Source organism: Mesorhizobium silamurunense (genome assembly GCF_014843905.1).
In the GTDB taxonomy this organism is placed as follows: Bacteria; Pseudomonadota; Alphaproteobacteria; order Rhizobiales; family Rhizobiaceae; genus Mesorhizobium; species Mesorhizobium silamurunense.
Window position 1 is genome coordinate 46,458 of the sequence record NZ_LPVS01000105.1, and the last position, 16,065, is coordinate 62,522.

Sequence of the window (16,065 nt, forward strand, 5' to 3'; positions counted from 1 at the left end):
CTTTTTGCTCCGATCAGAACGCGACCTTGTCGCCGCCCTTGAGCTGGAGGATCTGCCGCGCCTCGTCGGGCGTGGCGATCGAGGCGCCGAGGCCTTCGATGATCTGGCGCACCTTGGTCACCTGTTCGGCGCTCGAGCGGGCGAGCTTGCCCTTGCCGATCCATAGCGAGTCCTCCAGGCCGACGCGCACATTGCCGCCCAGCGCGATCGCCTGGGTGGCGATCGGAAGCTGATGGCGGCCGGCGCCCAGGACGGACCAGTGGTAGTCGTTGCCGAACAGGCGGTCTGCCGTGCGCTTCATATGGGCGACGTCTTCCGGATGCGTGCCGATACCGCCGAGGATGCCGAACACGCTCTGGACGAAGAACGGCGCCTTCACCAGGCCGCGGTCGACGAAATGCGCCAGCGTGTAGAGATGGCCAATGTCGTAGCACTCGATCTCGAAGCGCGTGCCGTTGTCTGCGCAGGTGCGCAATATGTGCTCGATGTCGCCGAAGGTGTTGCGGAAAATCCGGTCGCGCGAGCTTTCGAGATAGGGCCGCTCCCAGTCGTGCTCGAAGGTCTTGAACCGCTCCAGCATCGGAAACAGCGCGAAGTTCATCGACCCCATGTTGAGCGACGCGACCTCGGGCGCGAAAACCTTCGCCGGCTTGACCCGCTCTTCCACACTCATGGTCGCAGCACCGCCGGTGGTGATGTTGATGACGCAGTTGGAGCGCTGCTTGATGACCTGCAGGAAAGGCGCGAACGCCTCCGTCGATTGGTCGGGGCGCCCGTCGATAGGATTGCGGGCATGAAGGTGGACGATCGCCGCGCCGGCCTCGGCCGCCTCGATGGCCGCGGTCGCGATCTCTTCCGCCGTCACCGGCAGATGCGGCGACATTGACGGGGTATGGATCGAGCCTGTGACCGCACAGGTGATGATGATCTTGTTCTGGTTCGCCACTTTATGGTGCCTCGATCTTTCGCTATTTGACCGCGCCTTATTTGTCCGCCCCCTTGGGTGATGCCGGAAATGAACTGCTTCGACAGCACGACATAAAGCAGCGTAATCGGCAGCGCCGCCAGTGTCAGCCCGGTGAACAGCACCCCCAGTCGGTGGTGAATTCGCCGACGAACACAGTCAGCCCCTGCGGCAGTGTCTTCAAATTGTCGGAGATGATCAGAACCAGGGGAAAGAAAAAGTCGTTCCAGATCGGCACCGCATTCTGGATCGCTGCGATTATCCGGCGGCGGTCTTGCCGCCTTGGTTGTGCTCCACCGCCTGACGGGCATGCAAAAAAGGCAGGCGCCAACCGGTGCCTGCCTTTTCAGTTTCCAGAGCAGAAGTTATGCCGCGATCGCGACTTGATCGGCATTCGCTGCCGCGGCAGCGATGGCGTCGACCTTGGCGGTGGCCTTGGCAAGGGCGGCAGTGACCGCGTCGGCGCCCATGCCGACGCCTTCGACGCGGATGACCTCGACATCGGTCATGCCCAGGAAGCCAAGCACGCTGCGCAGATAGGGAATGGCGTGATCCATCTGCACCGCGGCGCCGTCCGAGTAGATGCCGCCGGAAGCGAGCACGATATAGACCTTCTTGCCGGTGACGAGGCCCTTCGGGCCGTTCTCGCCGTAGGCAAAAGTCCTGCCGGAGCGGGCCACGTGGTCGATCCACGACTTCAACGTCGAGGAGATGTTGAAGTTGATGAAGCCGGTGGCGAGGATGATTGTGTCGGCCGCGAACACTTCGTCGAGCACCGCATCGGAGACGCCAACCACCTCGGCCTGGCGCTGGGTGCGCGCCTCGGCGGGCGTGTAGATGCCGGTCGCATAATCGGGGTCGATATGCGGCAGCGGCTTGGCGACGAGATCGTGCACGACAAGCTTGGCCGACGGGTCGGCGGCAAGCAGCTTCTGAGCGAGATCGGTGGCGACGCGCGTCGAGTGCGAAGCAGCGCCGCGCGGGCTGGAGGTAACAAGCAGAATAGACATGGCGGTGTCCCTTGGGGTTGGATTGAACTTCCCTCGCCAATATGGGATTGCCGCCCTATCTGAAAAACTGGTATAATTTGTATGGTGTCCATCTAGAATATGGATTGATCATGCAGCCAAATCCCACGCTCGACCAATTGCAGATCCTGGTGGCGGTGGCCGACACCGGCAGCTTCTCGGCCGCGGGGCGCAAGCTCAACCGGGCGCAGTCGGTGGTGAGCTACGGCATCGCCAATCTCGAAGCGCAGCTCGGCCTGAAACTGTTCGAGCGCGAAGGCGTGCGCGAGCCGCAGCTGACCGATGTCGGCAAGGCCATGCTGGAGGACGCAAGATGCATGATCGGCGTCCTGCAGCGCATCCGCTCGCGCGCCGACGGCTACCGGCAGGGACTGGAGGCCGAAATGACCGTATCGGTCGACGTGGCGCTGCCCTCGCCGGCGCTCGTGCGGGTACTCAAGGCCTTCGAGTCACAGTTCCCGGCGGTGATGCTGCGGCTTTATATCGGCTCGCTCGGCCTGATCGTCGATCAGGTCGTCAATGGCCAGTCGGATCTCGGCTTTGGCGGGCTGATAGGCGATGCCGACGTCAATCTGCTGCGCATCGGCTTCACCTCGATGGTGCCGGCGGCGGCGCCCGACCACCCGCTGGCGAAACTGCCGAAGCCGGTGGCCGTCGAGGATCTGCGCGAGCACATCCAGCTCGTCGTCTCCGACCAGTCGGAGCGGACGCGCGGCCGCGACTATGGCGTTTTTGCCTATCGAACCTGGCGATTGACGGATGTGCGCACCAAGCATGCCTTGATGCGCGACGGCCTTGGCTGGGGCGGCCTGCCGCGCTGGCTGATCGCCGACGACCTTGCAAGCGGCCGGCTTGTCGAGCTCGATCTCGAACCCTATCGCGAGGTGCGCTCGCCGCTCTATGCCATGCACCGCACCGACCGCAGCCCCAAGCCCGCCGCATCCTGGCTGATCGATGAATTCAAGCGGCAGCTCGGCTGCTTCAACGAGATGGAGCCGGGCGTCTGGACGGAGGAGGGGCCGGAGACAAGCCGTCCATGAGCGCCAGCAGAACGGCGCGATAATCCTCGTCCGATGCGCCGGCCTCGATGGCTAAAGCTGCCCGGTCGAAGGCGGCGGCCAGCAAGGCGGTCAGCGCCTCGACCGGCAGTTTGATCATCGAGCGCGCGCGCATGGCCGCGACCAGACCCTCGCGCAGCGAGCGGGAGCCGTGGCGGTTGTCGATCTCGTCCATGGCGGCGCGGCCGAGCACGGCCGGTCCATCGAGCAGCAAGAGCCGCGTGCGGCCGGGCGCGCGCATCGCCGCGAGATAGGCGTCGGAGCCGGCGATCAAGGCATCGCGGGCGGATGACGAGGGCGCTGAGGCATGATCGATCTCGGCCGCGACCGTCGCCGCCTCCTGCTCGACGACGGCGGCGAACAGCGCCTGCTTGTCGGCAAAATGATGATAGAGCGCCCCGCGCGTCACGCCGGCGGTCGCGACGATCTCCGGCGTGCCGGTCTCCGCATAGGATTTCTCCGTGAACAATCTTCGAGCCGCGCGGATCAGATCGGCGCGCGTCGCCTCGGTGCGATCGCGGTTGGAGCGGCGCGGGGAGTCCTGTTGCATACATGCAGCCTGTATGTTATTCAGCTTGCATACAGACTGTATGTTATTGAGCGGGAGAAGGAAAGGTGAAGACGACGAGCTATTATCCGGTGCTGATGACGGACGATGTCGCCGGCACGGCGGATTTCTACGTCAAGCATTTTCGCTTCGAGCCGCTGTTTGCGAGCGACTGGTATGTGCATCTGCGCTCCAGCGAGGACAGGCGGGTCAATCTAGGCATCGTCCAAGGCGACCACGAGACGATCCCGGAGGAGGGGCGGGGACGCACGTGCGGCCTGCTGATCAATTTCGAGGTCCGCAATCCTGACGCGGTTTATGAACGTATCGTGGCCGCCGGTCTGCCGGTCCTGCGCACGCTGCGCGACGAGCCCTTCGGCCAGCGTCACTTCATCACCAAGGATCCGAACGGCGTGCTGATCGACGTCATCAAGCCGATCCCGCCGAGCCAGGAGTTCCTGGCGCAATATGCAGAAGGCGCGGCGGGAGCCTGAGCTTCGCGCTGGCAGCAGATGTCGGCATTGGCTCCAGTCGTCTGGCCCGAGCCCTCCGCAGCGATCTATGCTGGAGAGAGTGTTGAACCGGATTCTGCCGCATGCGCGACATTCGCCTTATTCGTGCGCCTTCCAATCTCGGTTTGCGACCCTTGCGGCCGCGCCATGTGCCCGGCACCTGGCGCGGACCAGAGGCTCTGACCAAGGCCGGCCTGGTCGAAGCCTTGGCGCCAGTCGCCGTCGTCGATCTCGAGCGGCCGGTCTATAGCGCCGAACCGGAGCCCGGCACCCGGCTGCGCAACGGGCATGCGATCCGCCGCTTCAATCTCGAACTGGCGGATGTTGTCGCCAAGGCGATCGGGCGAGGCGAATGGCCGCTGGTCATCGGCGGCGATTGCTCGGTGCTGCTCGGCGCATTGGCGGCTGCGAGGCGATTGGGTCCCGTCGCGCTGGTGCATGTCGACGGCCACAGCGACTTCCGCCATCCCGGCAACTACGATGCCAATGCCGCGCTCGGTTCCGCCGCCGGCATGGATCTGGCCCTGGCCACCGGGCGTGGCGAGGCGCTGCTCACCGAATGGCCGGGCGTTGCCGGTGCGCTCGTCGCGGAGGCGGCGGTGGTGCAGATCGGCGAGCGCAACAGCCGCGATCCCGACTTTGCCTGGGCCGACATCAACGCGACCGAGATCACGCGCATCGATGTCTTCGCGGCCCGGGAAATGGGCGCGGTAGGAGTGTTGGAGGAGACAAGGGCGGCCTTGGCGCGTGCCAATCGTCCCTACTGGCTGCATCTCGATGTCGATCGACCAGACGGTGATGCCGGCCGTGGATTCGCCCGGCAGTCCCGGCATCGATCCCGACGATCTCGTCGCCATCCTGTCGCCATTGGCGGCGGACCGGCGCTGCATCGGCATGGACATGACGATCTTCGACCCGGACCTCGACCCGACCGGCGAACTGGCAAGGGTGCTGGTATCGCTGCTCGGCCGGATCGTCAGGCCAGGATAAGCTCAGCTCCTGGCCACCGGCGTCACCACCACCTGGCTGACGCCTGTGCGGCGCACGACGGTGCAGAGCGTCTCGCGGCCGATGCGTTCAGCATCCAGCATGCGCACGAGATCGTCGACGCCGGTGACGGGCCGGCCATCGATGGCGGCGATGATGTCGCCTTCCTTCAGGCCGGCCTTCGCGGCGGGACCGTTCCTCTCGACGCTGCGCAGGCGCACTGCCGTGTTCGTGGTTACCTGCGACAAGAGTGCCGCACGGCGCGGCAGGTTGGTCGTATCGGCAGAGACGCCGATGAAGGCGCGGCGCACACGGCCGAAGCGGATGATCTCGGAAATGACGAAGTTGGCGGTGTTGGAAGCGACTGCGAAGGCGATGCCTTGCGCGCCGTGGATCATGGCCGTGTTGACGCCGATCACCTCGCCGGCCGACGACACCAGCGGCCCGCCGGAATTGCCGGGGTTGAGCGCTGCATCCGTCTGGATGACGTCGTCGATCAGCCGGCCGGTCGAGGCGCGCATCGAACGACCGAGCGCGGAGACGACGCCGGCGGTGACCGTCCATTCGAAACCCAGCGGATTGCCGATGGCGATCGCGATCTGGCCGCGCCTGAGGCGCTTGGAATCGCCGAGTGGCGCGACATCGGCAAAGCTGCCGTCGGCGCGCACCAGCGCGATGTCGGTATCGGGATCGCGGCCAAGCACGCGGCCCTCGCGCGCCGCGCCGTCGGGCATCGTGACACGTACGGCGCGCGCGTCACCGACGACGTGGAAGTTGGTGACGACCAGCCCGTCCTGGGCGATGACGAAGCCGGAGCCATGACCGCCGGAGCCAACGCGCTCGATGCGGCACACGGCCGGTCCGATGCGATCGACGGCATCGGCGACCGTCGCAGAGTAGGCGTCGAGCATGGCGTCATCGGATTGGAGTTTTTCGGCGGCGAAGGCCATGGGTGGGGCTCCGTGTCATTCAGCATAGCGATGCATTTTCTTCTAGGCGTGCCGTTGTCCCAAAACCGCGCGGCACTTTCGGGCGACACGCACTATATGTGCGGAGCGGCTGCAATTGCCGCGACCTGACCACATGGCCAGTCCGGCCGCCGACTAGCCGTCAGGCGAGTACCCGCGGCGGCGTCATGGCGCGATATCTGGGTCACGGAACCCAGGAGACGATCGATATGAGCGACTTCAACCTCAGTGCCTTTTCCGACGCCATTGCCGACGTCGCGGCGACCGCCGCGCCGGCTTTGGCGAGCTTTGCCACGCATCACCACCGCACGGCGAGCGCCTTCCATTGGCGCGACGGCTTCTTTGTCGCCGCCGAGGAAGCGGTCGAGGCCGGCGAGGAGATCGAGCTGACGCTGGCCTCGGGCGAAACCGTGAAGGCCGAACTTGTCGGCCGCGATCCTTCGACGGGCGTTGCCCTGCTGAAGCCAGCGTCCGCCGCTGCCGGTTTGCCGCAACTGGCTCTGGCCGCCGCCGTGCGCCCTGGCCATGTTGCGATTGCCGTCGGCAGCAGCGAAGGGGCTGCACTGGCGGTGTTCGGCAGCGTTGGCGAGGTCGGGCCTGCCTGGCGCTCGATGCGCGGCGGCACGATCGACCGGCGCATCAACCTCGCCATCAACACCGGCGGCCGCTTCGAGGGCGGTCCGGTGCTCGATGCCAAGGGTGGCCTGATCGGCATGCTGCTGTTCGGGCCGCGCCGGCGGGCACTCGTCATGCCTTACGAGACGATCGAGCGCGCGGTGGCGACGCTGCGCGAGAAAGGCCATGTCGCGCGCGGCTATCTCGGCGCCGGGCTGCATCCGATCCGCAACGGCGACACACATGGCGCCATGGTGATGAGCCTCGACGACAGCGGCCCGGCAAAGGCCGCCGGCCTGCATGTCGGCGACATCATCGTCGCCTGGAACGGCGAAGCCGTGCACGGGCCGCGCGAGCTGATCCGCAAGCTCGGGCCAGACAGCGCCGGCACGGCCGTGACGCTCGGGGTCTTGAGCGGCGGCGCGCAGCGCGACGTCTCGATCACCATCGGCGAGAAGCCGCTGAGCTGAGAGGGTCCATGGCAACCAGCGCAGCGCAGACGATCGCGAGACCGGAGCCGGCGACCCACAGGCTGACGGTGCTGATTGCGCTCGGCGACGCTGAGCGCGCCGAGCAACTGGCAGACGCGCTTGCGGCGAGCGACGATCTGCTGCCGGTGCTTGCCGGAAGCAGCATGGGTCAAACGGCGGATGTCGCCTTGGTCGACGAGGCTGCCTTGGAAAGCCGGGCCGTGAGTTCCGCAACGCCATGCGTGCTGCTCTCGCGGCGCGCCGGCTACGAACGGTCGGCCGGCAATGTGTTTGCGACGCTGCCTGCCTCCGCCGACAGCCTGCTGATTGCCGCCGCTTTGCGGTTGGCGGCGTCCGGCTATCGCATCAGCAGGGCAGGGCCGTCAGAGGCACATGGCGATTTCCACGGCGAACTTTCCGAGGACGAGGCGCCCGACGACAACCAGGTCCGCGCGGCGTTGTCGCCGCGCGAGGCGGAAGTGCTGGCGCTGCTGGCGGAAGGCGCGCCCAACAAGGTGATCGCCCGGCGGCTCAACATTTCCGTCCATACGGCGAAATTCCACGTCGCCGCGATCCTGATCAAGCTCGGCGCCGCCAACCGCACCGACGCCATCGCCACAGCGATGCGACAGGGACTGGTGCTGGTCTAGGGTCTCTTGATATTCAGGTGATGCCGGCCTGCGAATGGCGGCTTCCTGCGTTTCCGGTGCTCACGTACTTCAAGTACGCTCCGCTCCGGTTCTCGGAAGCCACCATTCTCGATTCGGCCTGACCTGAATCTCAAGAGACCCTGATCCGGCTTCGCCATGGTTTCCTACACTACGCAACGTAACCGCTTCGCGCGCTTTGGGCTCTTGCGTCGTGCTCTTCTGCCGCGCAAAGGTTCGCGCATGTAGTGCTGGAAGAGAGGCGAGAATGTCGCTCAGAGGAAAGACGTTGTTCATCTCGGGCGGATCGCGCGGTATCGGACTCGCGATCGCGCTGCGCGCGGCGCGCGACGGCGCCAATGTGACGATCGCGGCCAAGACGGCCGAGCCGCATCCGAAGCTGCCCGGCACGATCTATACCGCGGCCGAGGAGATCGAGCAGGCCGGCGGCAAGGCGCTGCCGGTGCTCTGCGACATCCGCGACGAGGCTCAGGTCGCCGATGCGGTGGCCAAGACCGTGGAACGGTTCGGCGGCATCGACATCTGCGTCAACAATGCCAGCGCCATCCAGCTCACCGGCACGCTGGAGACCGACATGAAGCGCTACGACCTGATGCACCAGATCAACACCCGCGGCACGTTCCTGGTGTCCAAAATGTGCGTTCCGCACCTGAAGTTGGCCAAGAATCCTCACATCCTGAATCTGGCGCCACCGCTCGACATGAAGGCCAAGTGGTTCAAGAACCATGTCGCCTACACCATGGCCAAGTTCGGTATGTCGATGTGCACGCTTGGCATGAGCGCCGAATTCGCTGGAGCCGGCATCGCCGTCAATTCGCTGTGGCCGATCTCGACCATCGACACGGCAGCGGTGCGCAATCTTCTGGGCGGCGCAACGGTCGCGGCGATGAGCCGCTCGCCCGACATCATGGCCGACGCCGCGCACGTGATCTTCCTGCGCCCGTCGCGCGAAGCGACCGGCAATTTCTACATCGACGAGGAGGTGCTGCGCGCTGAAGGCGTCACGGACTTTTCGATCTATGCGCCCGGCGCCAAGGGGCCGCTGGCAGGCGACTTCTTCGTGCCGGACGAAGTGTTCGCCAATTCAGAAACGAAGGTAACGCGAACGTTCTAAAGGTGTCTGGAATGGTCCATTTGTTGATGCAAAATACGCACAACATCAATGGATTGCTCATTCATCCGCAGATACACCACGTGAGAGCCGACAGCAAATTTCAGCAGGCCTGGTCGGACGTCCGAGGCGTTTCGCGCTATCGCCGGAAACTGCTCGATCAGGGTAAGCACAGAGTGGATCGAGCGGACGTAAGCCTCGGCCCGCCCTGCTCCCCATTGGCTCAGTGAATAATTCCAGATGCCGTCAAAGTCTGCTTTCGCCTTTGGGGAAAATCGGACTTCTCGTGTCATCCACGTTTCTTCGACTTAAGGAAAGCCTCGATGTCGAATGGTTCGGGAATGCCAGACATATCCCCCTCGTCGATAGCGGCACGGAGCTGCTCAAGCTTCAGTTCCTGCTCCTCGAGGAGGCGAAGGCCTGCACGGACGGCTTCACTTGCAGAGCCGAAGCGACCCTTCTCCATCTGCCGCCGGATGAAAGCATCATACTGATCGCCAAGGGTAACGGAGGTGTTCTTAGGCATGTCGCATCTCCAATACCAATAGATGGTATCAGGGCATGGTCAAGCTGACAAGGCCAGGCGATTATTCCTCAGCTTTCTTGCCCTTTGCCAGCGCCATTACCCGGTCGATATAGGCAAGCATCAATGCCGAAAGCACGAAGGCCAGATGCATGACGGTCAGCCACATCAGCTGATCCGTCGTGTAGGAAGCATGGTTGAGGAACACTTGCAAAAGGTGGATAGAGGAGATCGCGACGATGGTCGAGGCGACCTTGACCTTCAGCGATCCGACGTCGATCGTGCCGAGCCAATGGACCTCGCCGTCCTGCTCGTCGAAGCGGCTGACGAAATTCTCGTAGCCCGAGATGATCACCATCACGACCAGCGAAGCCACAAGGGCCGCGTCGATCAGGCCGAGCATCTTGAGGATCGTGTCGGTGTCGCCGAGCGTGAAGGCGCTCATGACGAACTCGTAGAGCTTCTTGCCGAAGGAGAGCGCGTAAGTCGCGAGCGCCAGGCCGAGCCCCAGATAGAAGGCGACCAGCAGCCAACGCGAGGCGAGGATGACGGATTCGATGGCAAGTTCGAGACGCTTCATGAGATGTTCCGGGGCGGTTTCGCTCTGATTACTTGTCTTACGCAATTCCGGACGGAAAACCGCTGCGCACTTTCCTGGAATTGCTCTCTGGGGTTCGGCCGTATTTCGGGCATGTAGACTCTGTTTTCAAGACAAAAAGCCCCGCCGGAGAGGGGCGCCGGCGGGGCTCATGTGTCCCGCTGGAGTCGGGACAGGGCAGGGAACGCCCTGACTGGAATCTGGGTGCCGCAATGCGGCGATTCAATGAGCGCGGCGGGACAAATGGGACAATTCTTCTTGAATTTTCAAAGGCAGGCCCGTCCGGATCCGGACGGGCCTCGTCTTCTTGCTCTGATTCCGAAAACCGGGTCAGGATTTTGAAATCATTGCTCGTTGTTGCTCGCCACCGGCGCCACCAGCGAGGTGATACGGCGGATGGCGACACGGCGGTTCTCGCGGTTCGGGCCAGACGTATTCACCTTGAGATATTCCTCGCCATAGCCCTGGGTCGTCAGGTTCTCGGCCGGGATGCCGAAAGCGTTGGTGAGCGCTTCGGCGACCGCCTCGGCGCGCCGATCCGACAGTGCGAGGTTGGCCTCAGGCGTACCGACGGCGTCGGTATGACCCTCGATCAGGAAGGTTTCCGCCGGGTTCTTCTTCAGAAGCTTTTCCATGGCGGTGGCCACCCCTTCGAGCTTCTGTACTTCGGTGTCGGAGAGCGTGGCCGAGCCGAAATCGAAGTTCAGCGTGTCGAGATCGATGCGGCGGGCTATGTCGCGCACGCGGGCCGAGCGCTTGACCTCATCGATCGAGTAGAGGCGCTGCACTCTCTCCACCGGCGGCTGCTCGAGGAAGGTGTAGTACTCGTCCGGGTCCTCGACTTCCTCCGAATCCAGGATGTAGTCCCGACGCGGGATGTCGAGACGCATCGGCGGCAGGTCGTCGCCGGGATCGCGCCACTCGTCGACATCGTTGTAGTAGCGCTCGTCGACATAGCTCAGCACATATTCGTGGCCATCCGGCATGATGCGCGATCGCCTGATGACGTCGCCATTGCGGTTGCGGATGGTGACGATCTGGATGCCGTTGTCGCGCTCGACGATTTCGCGGGTGCGGTCGCCCGAAAGATCCTCGTAGTAGACATCCCTGGCGCCGCGTGTGATGCGAGGAGCCTCGTTGCTTTCCACGAACGTCTGGTTGTTGAACTGGAGGATCACGCGGTCGCCGAGTTGCTTCACCACGTCCGCGCCCTGCGGCCGGCGGCGCTCGCGGACAACCTGCTCGGGCGTAAGCTCGATCCGCTTGCCTTTTTCCTCGGTGGCAGGAACGATCCTTTCAGGCTGGATCGCCTGCTGCGCCGTCTTGTCGTCGGTGGGCGGCGGGCCCTGATTGACGGGAGCCTGCTTCTCTGCCTGCTGGCCACCTTGCTGCACGGCTTGGTTGCCGCCTTGCTCGACCTGACCATTCTCGTTCTGGCCGGCCGGCTGGCGACCCTTGTGCCTGCGCAAGACATCCTTCTGGCTGTCGAGGATGGGTGCCTCGTTCGGGTTGGCAGGCGCTTCGCGCTGCGCGGCATTGCCGCCAGTAGCGGGCTGATTGTTATTGGCCGGCTGTTCGCCCGTGGCAGGCTGCTGCTGCCCCGTTTCGGGCTGCTCCGTCAGCGGTTTCTTAGCCTGCCTCTTGTTCTGGTTCGAAGGCTGTTCCTCTTGAGTCGGCGCCTGCTCGGTCTCGGCAGGTGCCTGCTCGGTTCCGGGAACCGGCAACGGCTTGAGCTTGCGAGAGCCCTGACCAGCGGGCGCCTGTTCGGCAGGGGTTTGGCCTTGCTCGGCAGGTTGCTGAGCCTGCTTCCGTTTCTTCCCGGGCTGGTTGTCATTTGCCGGCTGTTCTGACGGCTGTTCCGCAGGCGCGGTTTCCTGCTGCTGATTGAGCTTCTTCTTGCGCAGCTGTTGCTGTTGGTCCGGAGCGACCTGTTCGGCCGGAGCCGTCTCGCTCTGCTGCTGCTGATTGAGCTTCTTCTTGCGCAGTTGCTGCTGGTCGGGGGCGACCTGCTCGGCCGGAGCCGATTCGGTCTGCTGCTGCTGATTGAGCTTCTTCTTGCGCAGTTGCTGCTGCTGGTCGGGGGCGACCTGCTCGGCCGGCGCCGATTCGGTCTGCTGCTGCTGATTGAGCTTCCTCTTGCGCAGTTGCTGCTGCTGGTCCGGGGCGACCTGCTCGGCCGGCTGCTCAGCCGGCGCCGATTCGGTCTGGTTGCGCTTCTTCTTGCGCGGCTGCTGCTCGTCGGTTGCGGGCTGCCCACCCTGATCGGCGGGAGCTGCCTCGATCTGCTGCTGCTGGTCGCGTTTCTTGCGCGGCTTGAGCTGTTGCTCGGCCGGTGCTTCCTGCGCCTGGCCGGTGTCCATCTGCTGCTGGTCCTGCCGCTTCCGGCGCGGCTTCTGCTCGGGCTCGGCGGACTGTTCGGCCGGGGCCGATTCCGTCTGCTGTTGCTGTTCGCGCTTCTTTTTCTTCGGCTGCTCAGCTTCCCCTTGCTGGCCGCCTTGCGCACATTCCTCTGCCGATTGGCCTTCGGCGCAGTCCGACTGCGCCAGGATAAGCGGCACTCCCCGCGAGGTGCCGAAATCGGCCTGCAGCGGATACGCGCCCAACGGCGCGGATGCCATAAGCAGGCCGATTGCCGTACCCGCCAGAATCCGTGGTTGGCGTTTCATATCGATTTTCTCCTACTGGGGTCCCATCCCTGCCCAAACTTTCATCAACCGCAATTGGTTCCGTCGGGCATTGGTGCCAGCCAAGGATGCTCGGCCGGCCTTTTGAAGGCAATTTCGTGTTTTTCTAATGTTGATACTGGGTCGCTATGACAGTAGCGCTTGACCGGAAGGCCCCGGAGCGCCAAATCCAGCCCCATGACCGCACCGTTCTGGAAAACCAAGACGCTCGAGGCGATGACCCCGGCCGAGTGGGAATCACTCTGTGACGGCTGCGGCAAATGCTGCCTGTCCAAGCTCGAGGACGAGGATACCGGCGAAATCTACTGGACGAGCGTCGGCTGCCGGCTGTTCGATGCCGAAAAATGCCTCTGCTCGGACTATGCCAACCGGCTGTCGCGCGTGCCCGATTGCGTCGGTCTGACGCCGCAGAACGTGCGCACCATCACCTGGCTGCCCAAGACCTGCGCCTATCGGCTGGTGGCCGAGGGACACGATCTCTATTGGTGGCACAGGCTGGTTTCGGGAAGTGCCGAGACCGTGCATGAGGCCGGAATTTCGATCCGCGGCCGGGTGAAGGCCAAGGAAACCGACCTGGCCGAGCCAGACGACTATTTTGACTATATACTTGACGACGAACCTTGATGGGCTCGCGCCTGACGACGAACCCCGAGGGGTTCGCGTCTAAGACGAATCCTGAGGGGAACCGGGCGCGGCCGTGGCGCGTTTCCGGCTCCGGATTTTGAATGAGCGGAGGTGGCGGACGCGCCAGGATTTTTGCCCTTCCTTCCATGAACCGGACATGAACGGCCGGTTCGCACAAAGTTCAGACACGAAAAGGCATTTTGTGATCATTGGTTCGCCAATCATCAGTTCAGGGCGAGAGGCCCACAACAAGGAGAGAGACGATGTTCAATCAGATCAAGGCGGCGGCCCTTTCGGCCCTTGTCGGGCTTGGCACGCTGGGTGCCGTCCCGGCGCATGCGGACAGCCTCTATCTCGGCTTCGGCAACAACCACGATCCGCGTTTCGGCGTCTATACCGGCGATGATGACGATGGATATTACCGCCGCGATCGCGACTGGCGCCGCCGCGGCTGCTCGCCGGACCGCGCGCTCGACAAGGCCGAACGCATGGGCCTGCATCGCGTCCGCATCGTCGACATCAGCCGGCGAACGGTGAAGGTGGCCGGCCGCCAGTATGGCGACCGCGTGGTGGTGGTCTTCGCCAACGAGCGCGGCTGCCCGATCATCTATCGCTGAGGGCGAAATCGCCAGGACCGTCGATCCCTCGCGAGGATCGACTACAAGCAAGGTCTTCTGCGACGACGACGGAAGGACGATCCTCTCCGAGGATCGCCTATAAGTGGGCCCCTTCAGCTGGCCTGAAGCGCGCGGCTCGAAAAAAACCCCGGAGGATCGGTCCTCCGGGGTTTTTGTTTGTGCCCGATGACGAAAGCGGGCGGGTTGGCTATTTCAGCTCGAACATGACGGTCACCTGGACAGAGTAGGAATTCTCGCCGGCCTGCACCGGCACGGCGGCGCGGGCGGCATCGAAGGCCTTGGCGTTCATCGGCATCGGCACCGGCGCGACGTTCTGGTCGGTGATCTCGATCACCCTGCCGAGGCTGACGCCGGCGGCCTCGGCGAGCGTCTTGGCCTTGGCGATCGCGTCGGCAACCGCCTTCTTGCGGGCCTCGACGATGGTGGCTTTCGGATCGTCATTGGTGAAGGCGATGCCGCCGCCCTGGTTGACGCCGAGCGACACCGCCTTGTCGAGGACGTCGCCGGTCTTGTCGACGTCGCGCACGCGCACCGACAGCGTGTTCGTCACCTGGTAAGCGACGAGCTCGGCTTCCTGGCTGCCGTCCGCCTTGTTGGTGTAATTGTAGCGCGGGTTGATCTGGATGCCGGCCGTCTGCAGGTCGCGATCGGCGATGCCGGCCGATTTCATCGCTGCGATCACCGCCGCCATGGCGTCGTTGTTGGCATCGAGCGCGGCGCGCGCGGTCTTGGCCTCGCGCATGACGCTGAGTGTCAGGATCGCCATGTCCGGCGCCATTGTCGCTTCGCCTTCGCCCGAGACGACAATGCGCGGAGGCGGCGGTGTGTCGGCAGCGCTTGCCAGCGCCGGAAACGCGATCGCTGCCGCGAGCGCGACAGGCAAAAGATGTCTGGTCATGAAAACTCCTCGAGATCTGCGGTCCGGTATGCTGCCGCCTCTGCCCGACACGTAAAAAGCGTCGATTCCCGGCGGAGCGGGCAGCCTCGGACCTGTTGCGCGCCTTATGGGCGCGCACGCCGCTGTACGGAGCGAATATGGGCTGATTTTGGCGTTTGCCGCCAGTGCCTTCGAAAGCCTTGTGCCGCAGAGCGAAAAACACTAAGCCAGCCCGCGTGGGGCCTGTAGCTCAATGGTTAGAGCCGGCGGCTCATAACCGCTTGGTTGGGGGTTCGAGTCCCTCCGGGCCCACCATGACCTTTGATTTTATTGGCAAAAATGTGGCTTTGCCCACGGCTTGCCCACACCTTGCCCACGGGTCGCGCGAACTGGCTGAATACGACCAAAGGCGCCCCCCTTAGCCATTCCACGATTCCTTTCTCACCTTACGATCCGCAAATTCGCGCGCCGCTTCATCTGATCGCGCTTTTCTTCACGCAGATTGATCGCTCTCGCGATATCGACGGCGATCCGCTTCTTGTTAGCGTCGCGCACGTAGTCGTCGGTCACCGTCATCGAGGAATGACCCATAGCGTCCATGATGGCGCGCGCTTGGATATTGCATTCTGCTAGATAGGTTCCGAAGGTGCGGCGTAGTCCATGGAGCGTATAGCCGTCGGGGATACCCGCTTGCCGCGTCCAGTGCTGCATCATGCCTGTCAGGCTCTTTTCCGAAAACGGCTTCCCATACGCGGTCTTTAGGACGGTGCCACCCTTCGACCGGTCAAGGGGTTCCAAGGTGATCGCCAACTTGTCCACGACGGGTATGAACATTTCCCGTCCGCCGTGGCGATTGCGGTTCTTCTTTTGGCGAAAATCAAAGGCTTCTATCAATTCGAGCGAGCCGTCGAACAGTTCGATCTCCTCCGTCACGAGATCATCCCATTCAAGCTCGGCGATGTCACCGCGGCGGTTGCCAAGCCAGAAGCCAAGCGCATAGCAGGTCCGAGCGGGCGTACCGATAGGATGCCGTTCCTCGTACTTCTCTCGGACCGCAATTGGCCAAGCCGGGTTCTTGGTCGATTTGGGCACACGAACGCGAATTGACAGTGATGGATCATCCTGCGGCTTGATCCATTTCTCGTGACCTTGCCCCTTTGATCTAATCCGGTTTGAAGTTCGTTCTGGCCCAT

The 16,065-nt window shown here is 63.7% G+C and carries 17 protein-coding genes, 1 tRNA gene and 1 pseudogene; 9 read left to right on the forward strand and 10 right to left on the reverse strand.

All coding sequences use genetic code 11. The features are described from left to right. Nucleotides 1–13: 13 nt before the first annotated feature. Nucleotides 14–946, reverse strand: coding sequence for a 3,5-dioxohexanoate:acetyl-CoA acetone transferase (gene kce / locus AU465_RS32060; protein WP_192256898.1), 933 nt, complete (start codon nucleotides 944–946; stop codon nucleotides 14–16). A 383-nt stretch (nucleotides 947–1,329) separates the two neighbouring features. Continuing rightward, nucleotides 1,330–1,974, reverse strand: a complete 645-nt coding sequence (locus AU465_RS32065; protein ID WP_192256900.1) for an FMN-dependent NADH-azoreductase — start codon at nucleotides 1,972–1,974, stop codon at nucleotides 1,330–1,332. 110 nt (nucleotides 1,975–2,084) lie between these two features. Between AU465_RS32065 and AU465_RS32070 the strand changes: the two genes are divergently transcribed. Then, entirely contained in the window at nucleotides 2,085–3,032 is a 948-nt protein-coding gene (locus tag AU465_RS32070; protein WP_192256902.1) for a LysR family transcriptional regulator, read from the forward strand. On the opposite strand, the gene AU465_RS32075 is transcribed toward AU465_RS32070, so the two are convergent. Beyond that, a complete protein-coding gene (locus AU465_RS32075) occupies nucleotides 2,974–3,600 on the reverse strand; it encodes a TetR/AcrR family transcriptional regulator (protein ID WP_192256904.1) in 627 nt (208 codons plus the stop codon). The two genes, AU465_RS32070 and AU465_RS32075, sit on opposite strands and share 59 nt — an antisense overlap. Before the next feature lie 65 nt (nucleotides 3,601–3,665). Between AU465_RS32075 and AU465_RS32080 the strand changes: the two genes are divergently transcribed. Together AU465_RS32080 and AU465_RS32085 are read left to right on the forward strand one after the other, a co-directional pair. Next, nucleotides 3,666–4,091 carry a VOC family protein gene (locus AU465_RS32080; protein WP_192256906.1) on the forward strand — a complete coding sequence of 142 codons (426 nt, stop codon included), beginning with the start codon at nucleotides 3,666–3,668 and terminating at the stop codon, nucleotides 4,089–4,091. 101 nt (nucleotides 4,092–4,192) lie between these two features. Further along, nucleotides 4,193–5,099 (forward strand): annotated as a pseudogene (locus AU465_RS32085) (arginase family protein). A gap of 2 nt (nucleotides 5,100–5,101) precedes the next feature. Here the strand turns inward: AU465_RS32085 and AU465_RS32090 are convergent. After that, nucleotides 5,102–6,046 carry a S1C family serine protease gene (locus AU465_RS32090; protein ID WP_192256907.1) on the reverse strand — a complete coding sequence of 315 codons (945 nt, stop codon included), beginning with the start codon at nucleotides 6,044–6,046 and terminating at the stop codon, nucleotides 5,102–5,104. 227 nt (nucleotides 6,047–6,273) lie between these two features. On the opposite strand from AU465_RS32090, the gene AU465_RS32095 reads away from it, so the two are divergent. The 3 genes from AU465_RS32095 to AU465_RS32105 all read left to right on the forward strand — a co-directional run bounded on the left by AU465_RS32095 (nucleotide 6,274) and on the right by AU465_RS32105 (nucleotide 8,931). Beyond that, nucleotides 6,274–7,149, forward strand: coding sequence for a S1C family serine protease (locus AU465_RS32095; protein WP_192256908.1), 876 nt, complete (start codon nucleotides 6,274–6,276; stop codon nucleotides 7,147–7,149). Nucleotides 7,150–7,157: 8 nt separating this feature from the next. After that, the gene (locus AU465_RS32100) at nucleotides 7,158–7,799 is read left to right on the forward strand and encodes a helix-turn-helix transcriptional regulator (RefSeq protein ID WP_192256922.1); all 642 of its coding nucleotides are present in this window, start codon (nucleotides 7,158–7,160) and stop codon (nucleotides 7,797–7,799) included. Between the two features lie 265 nt (nucleotides 7,800–8,064). After that, a complete protein-coding gene (locus AU465_RS32105; protein WP_192256924.1) occupies nucleotides 8,065–8,931 on the forward strand; it encodes an SDR family oxidoreductase in 867 nt (288 codons plus the stop codon). Here AU465_RS32105 and AU465_RS32110 read toward each other — a convergent pair. The 4 genes from AU465_RS32110 to AU465_RS32125 all read right to left on the reverse strand — a co-directional run bounded on the left by AU465_RS32110 (nucleotide 8,928) and on the right by AU465_RS32125 (nucleotide 12,715). Beyond that, nucleotides 8,928–9,221 carry a type II toxin-antitoxin system RelE/ParE family toxin gene (locus AU465_RS32110; RefSeq protein ID WP_192256926.1) on the reverse strand — a complete coding sequence of 98 codons (294 nt, stop codon included), beginning with the start codon at nucleotides 9,219–9,221 and terminating at the stop codon, nucleotides 8,928–8,930. The two genes, AU465_RS32105 and AU465_RS32110, sit on opposite strands and share 4 nt — an antisense overlap. Continuing rightward, nucleotides 9,218–9,454 (reverse strand): type II toxin-antitoxin system ParD family antitoxin, encoded by a 237-nt coding sequence (locus tag AU465_RS32115; RefSeq protein ID WP_192256928.1) that lies wholly within the window; start codon nucleotides 9,452–9,454, stop codon nucleotides 9,218–9,220. The genes AU465_RS32110 and AU465_RS32115 overlap by 4 nt, the downstream gene beginning before the upstream one ends. A 61-nt stretch (nucleotides 9,455–9,515) precedes the next feature. Then, complete coding sequence (locus AU465_RS32120) at nucleotides 9,516–10,031, reverse strand: TIGR00645 family protein (RefSeq protein ID WP_192256930.1); 516 nt, start codon at nucleotides 10,029–10,031, stop codon at nucleotides 9,516–9,518. A 362-nt stretch (nucleotides 10,032–10,393) separates the two neighbouring features. Next, on the reverse strand, nucleotides 10,394–12,715 hold the full coding sequence (locus tag AU465_RS32125; protein ID WP_192256932.1) for an OmpA family protein: 2,322 nt from the start codon (nucleotides 12,713–12,715) through the stop codon (nucleotides 10,394–10,396). A gap of 195 nt (nucleotides 12,716–12,910) precedes the next feature. On the opposite strand from AU465_RS32125, the gene AU465_RS32130 reads away from it, so the two are divergent. Both AU465_RS32130 and AU465_RS32135 read left to right on the forward strand, forming a co-directional pair. Next, a complete protein-coding gene (locus AU465_RS32130) occupies nucleotides 12,911–13,357 on the forward strand; it encodes a YcgN family cysteine cluster protein (protein ID WP_192256934.1) in 447 nt (148 codons plus the stop codon). Nucleotides 13,358–13,620: 263 nt separating this feature from the next. Beyond that, nucleotides 13,621–13,974 carry a hypothetical protein gene (locus AU465_RS32135; protein WP_192256936.1) on the forward strand — a complete coding sequence of 118 codons (354 nt, stop codon included), beginning with the start codon at nucleotides 13,621–13,623 and terminating at the stop codon, nucleotides 13,972–13,974. A 208-nt stretch (nucleotides 13,975–14,182) separates the two neighbouring features. On the opposite strand, the gene AU465_RS32140 is transcribed toward AU465_RS32135, so the two are convergent. Continuing rightward, entirely contained in the window at nucleotides 14,183–14,893 is a 711-nt protein-coding gene (locus tag AU465_RS32140; RefSeq protein ID WP_192256938.1) for an SIMPL domain-containing protein, read from the reverse strand. A gap of 218 nt (nucleotides 14,894–15,111) precedes the next feature. Between AU465_RS32140 and AU465_RS32145 the strand changes: the two genes are divergently transcribed. Beyond that, nucleotides 15,112–15,187: transfer RNA gene (locus tag AU465_RS32145), tRNA-Ile, on the forward strand. Nucleotides 15,188–15,313: 126 nt separating this feature from the next. Here AU465_RS32145 and AU465_RS32150 read toward each other — a convergent pair. Further along, nucleotides 15,314–16,065: site-specific integrase (locus AU465_RS32150; protein WP_192256940.1), on the reverse strand; the 752-nt coding region annotated here is incomplete at its 5' end.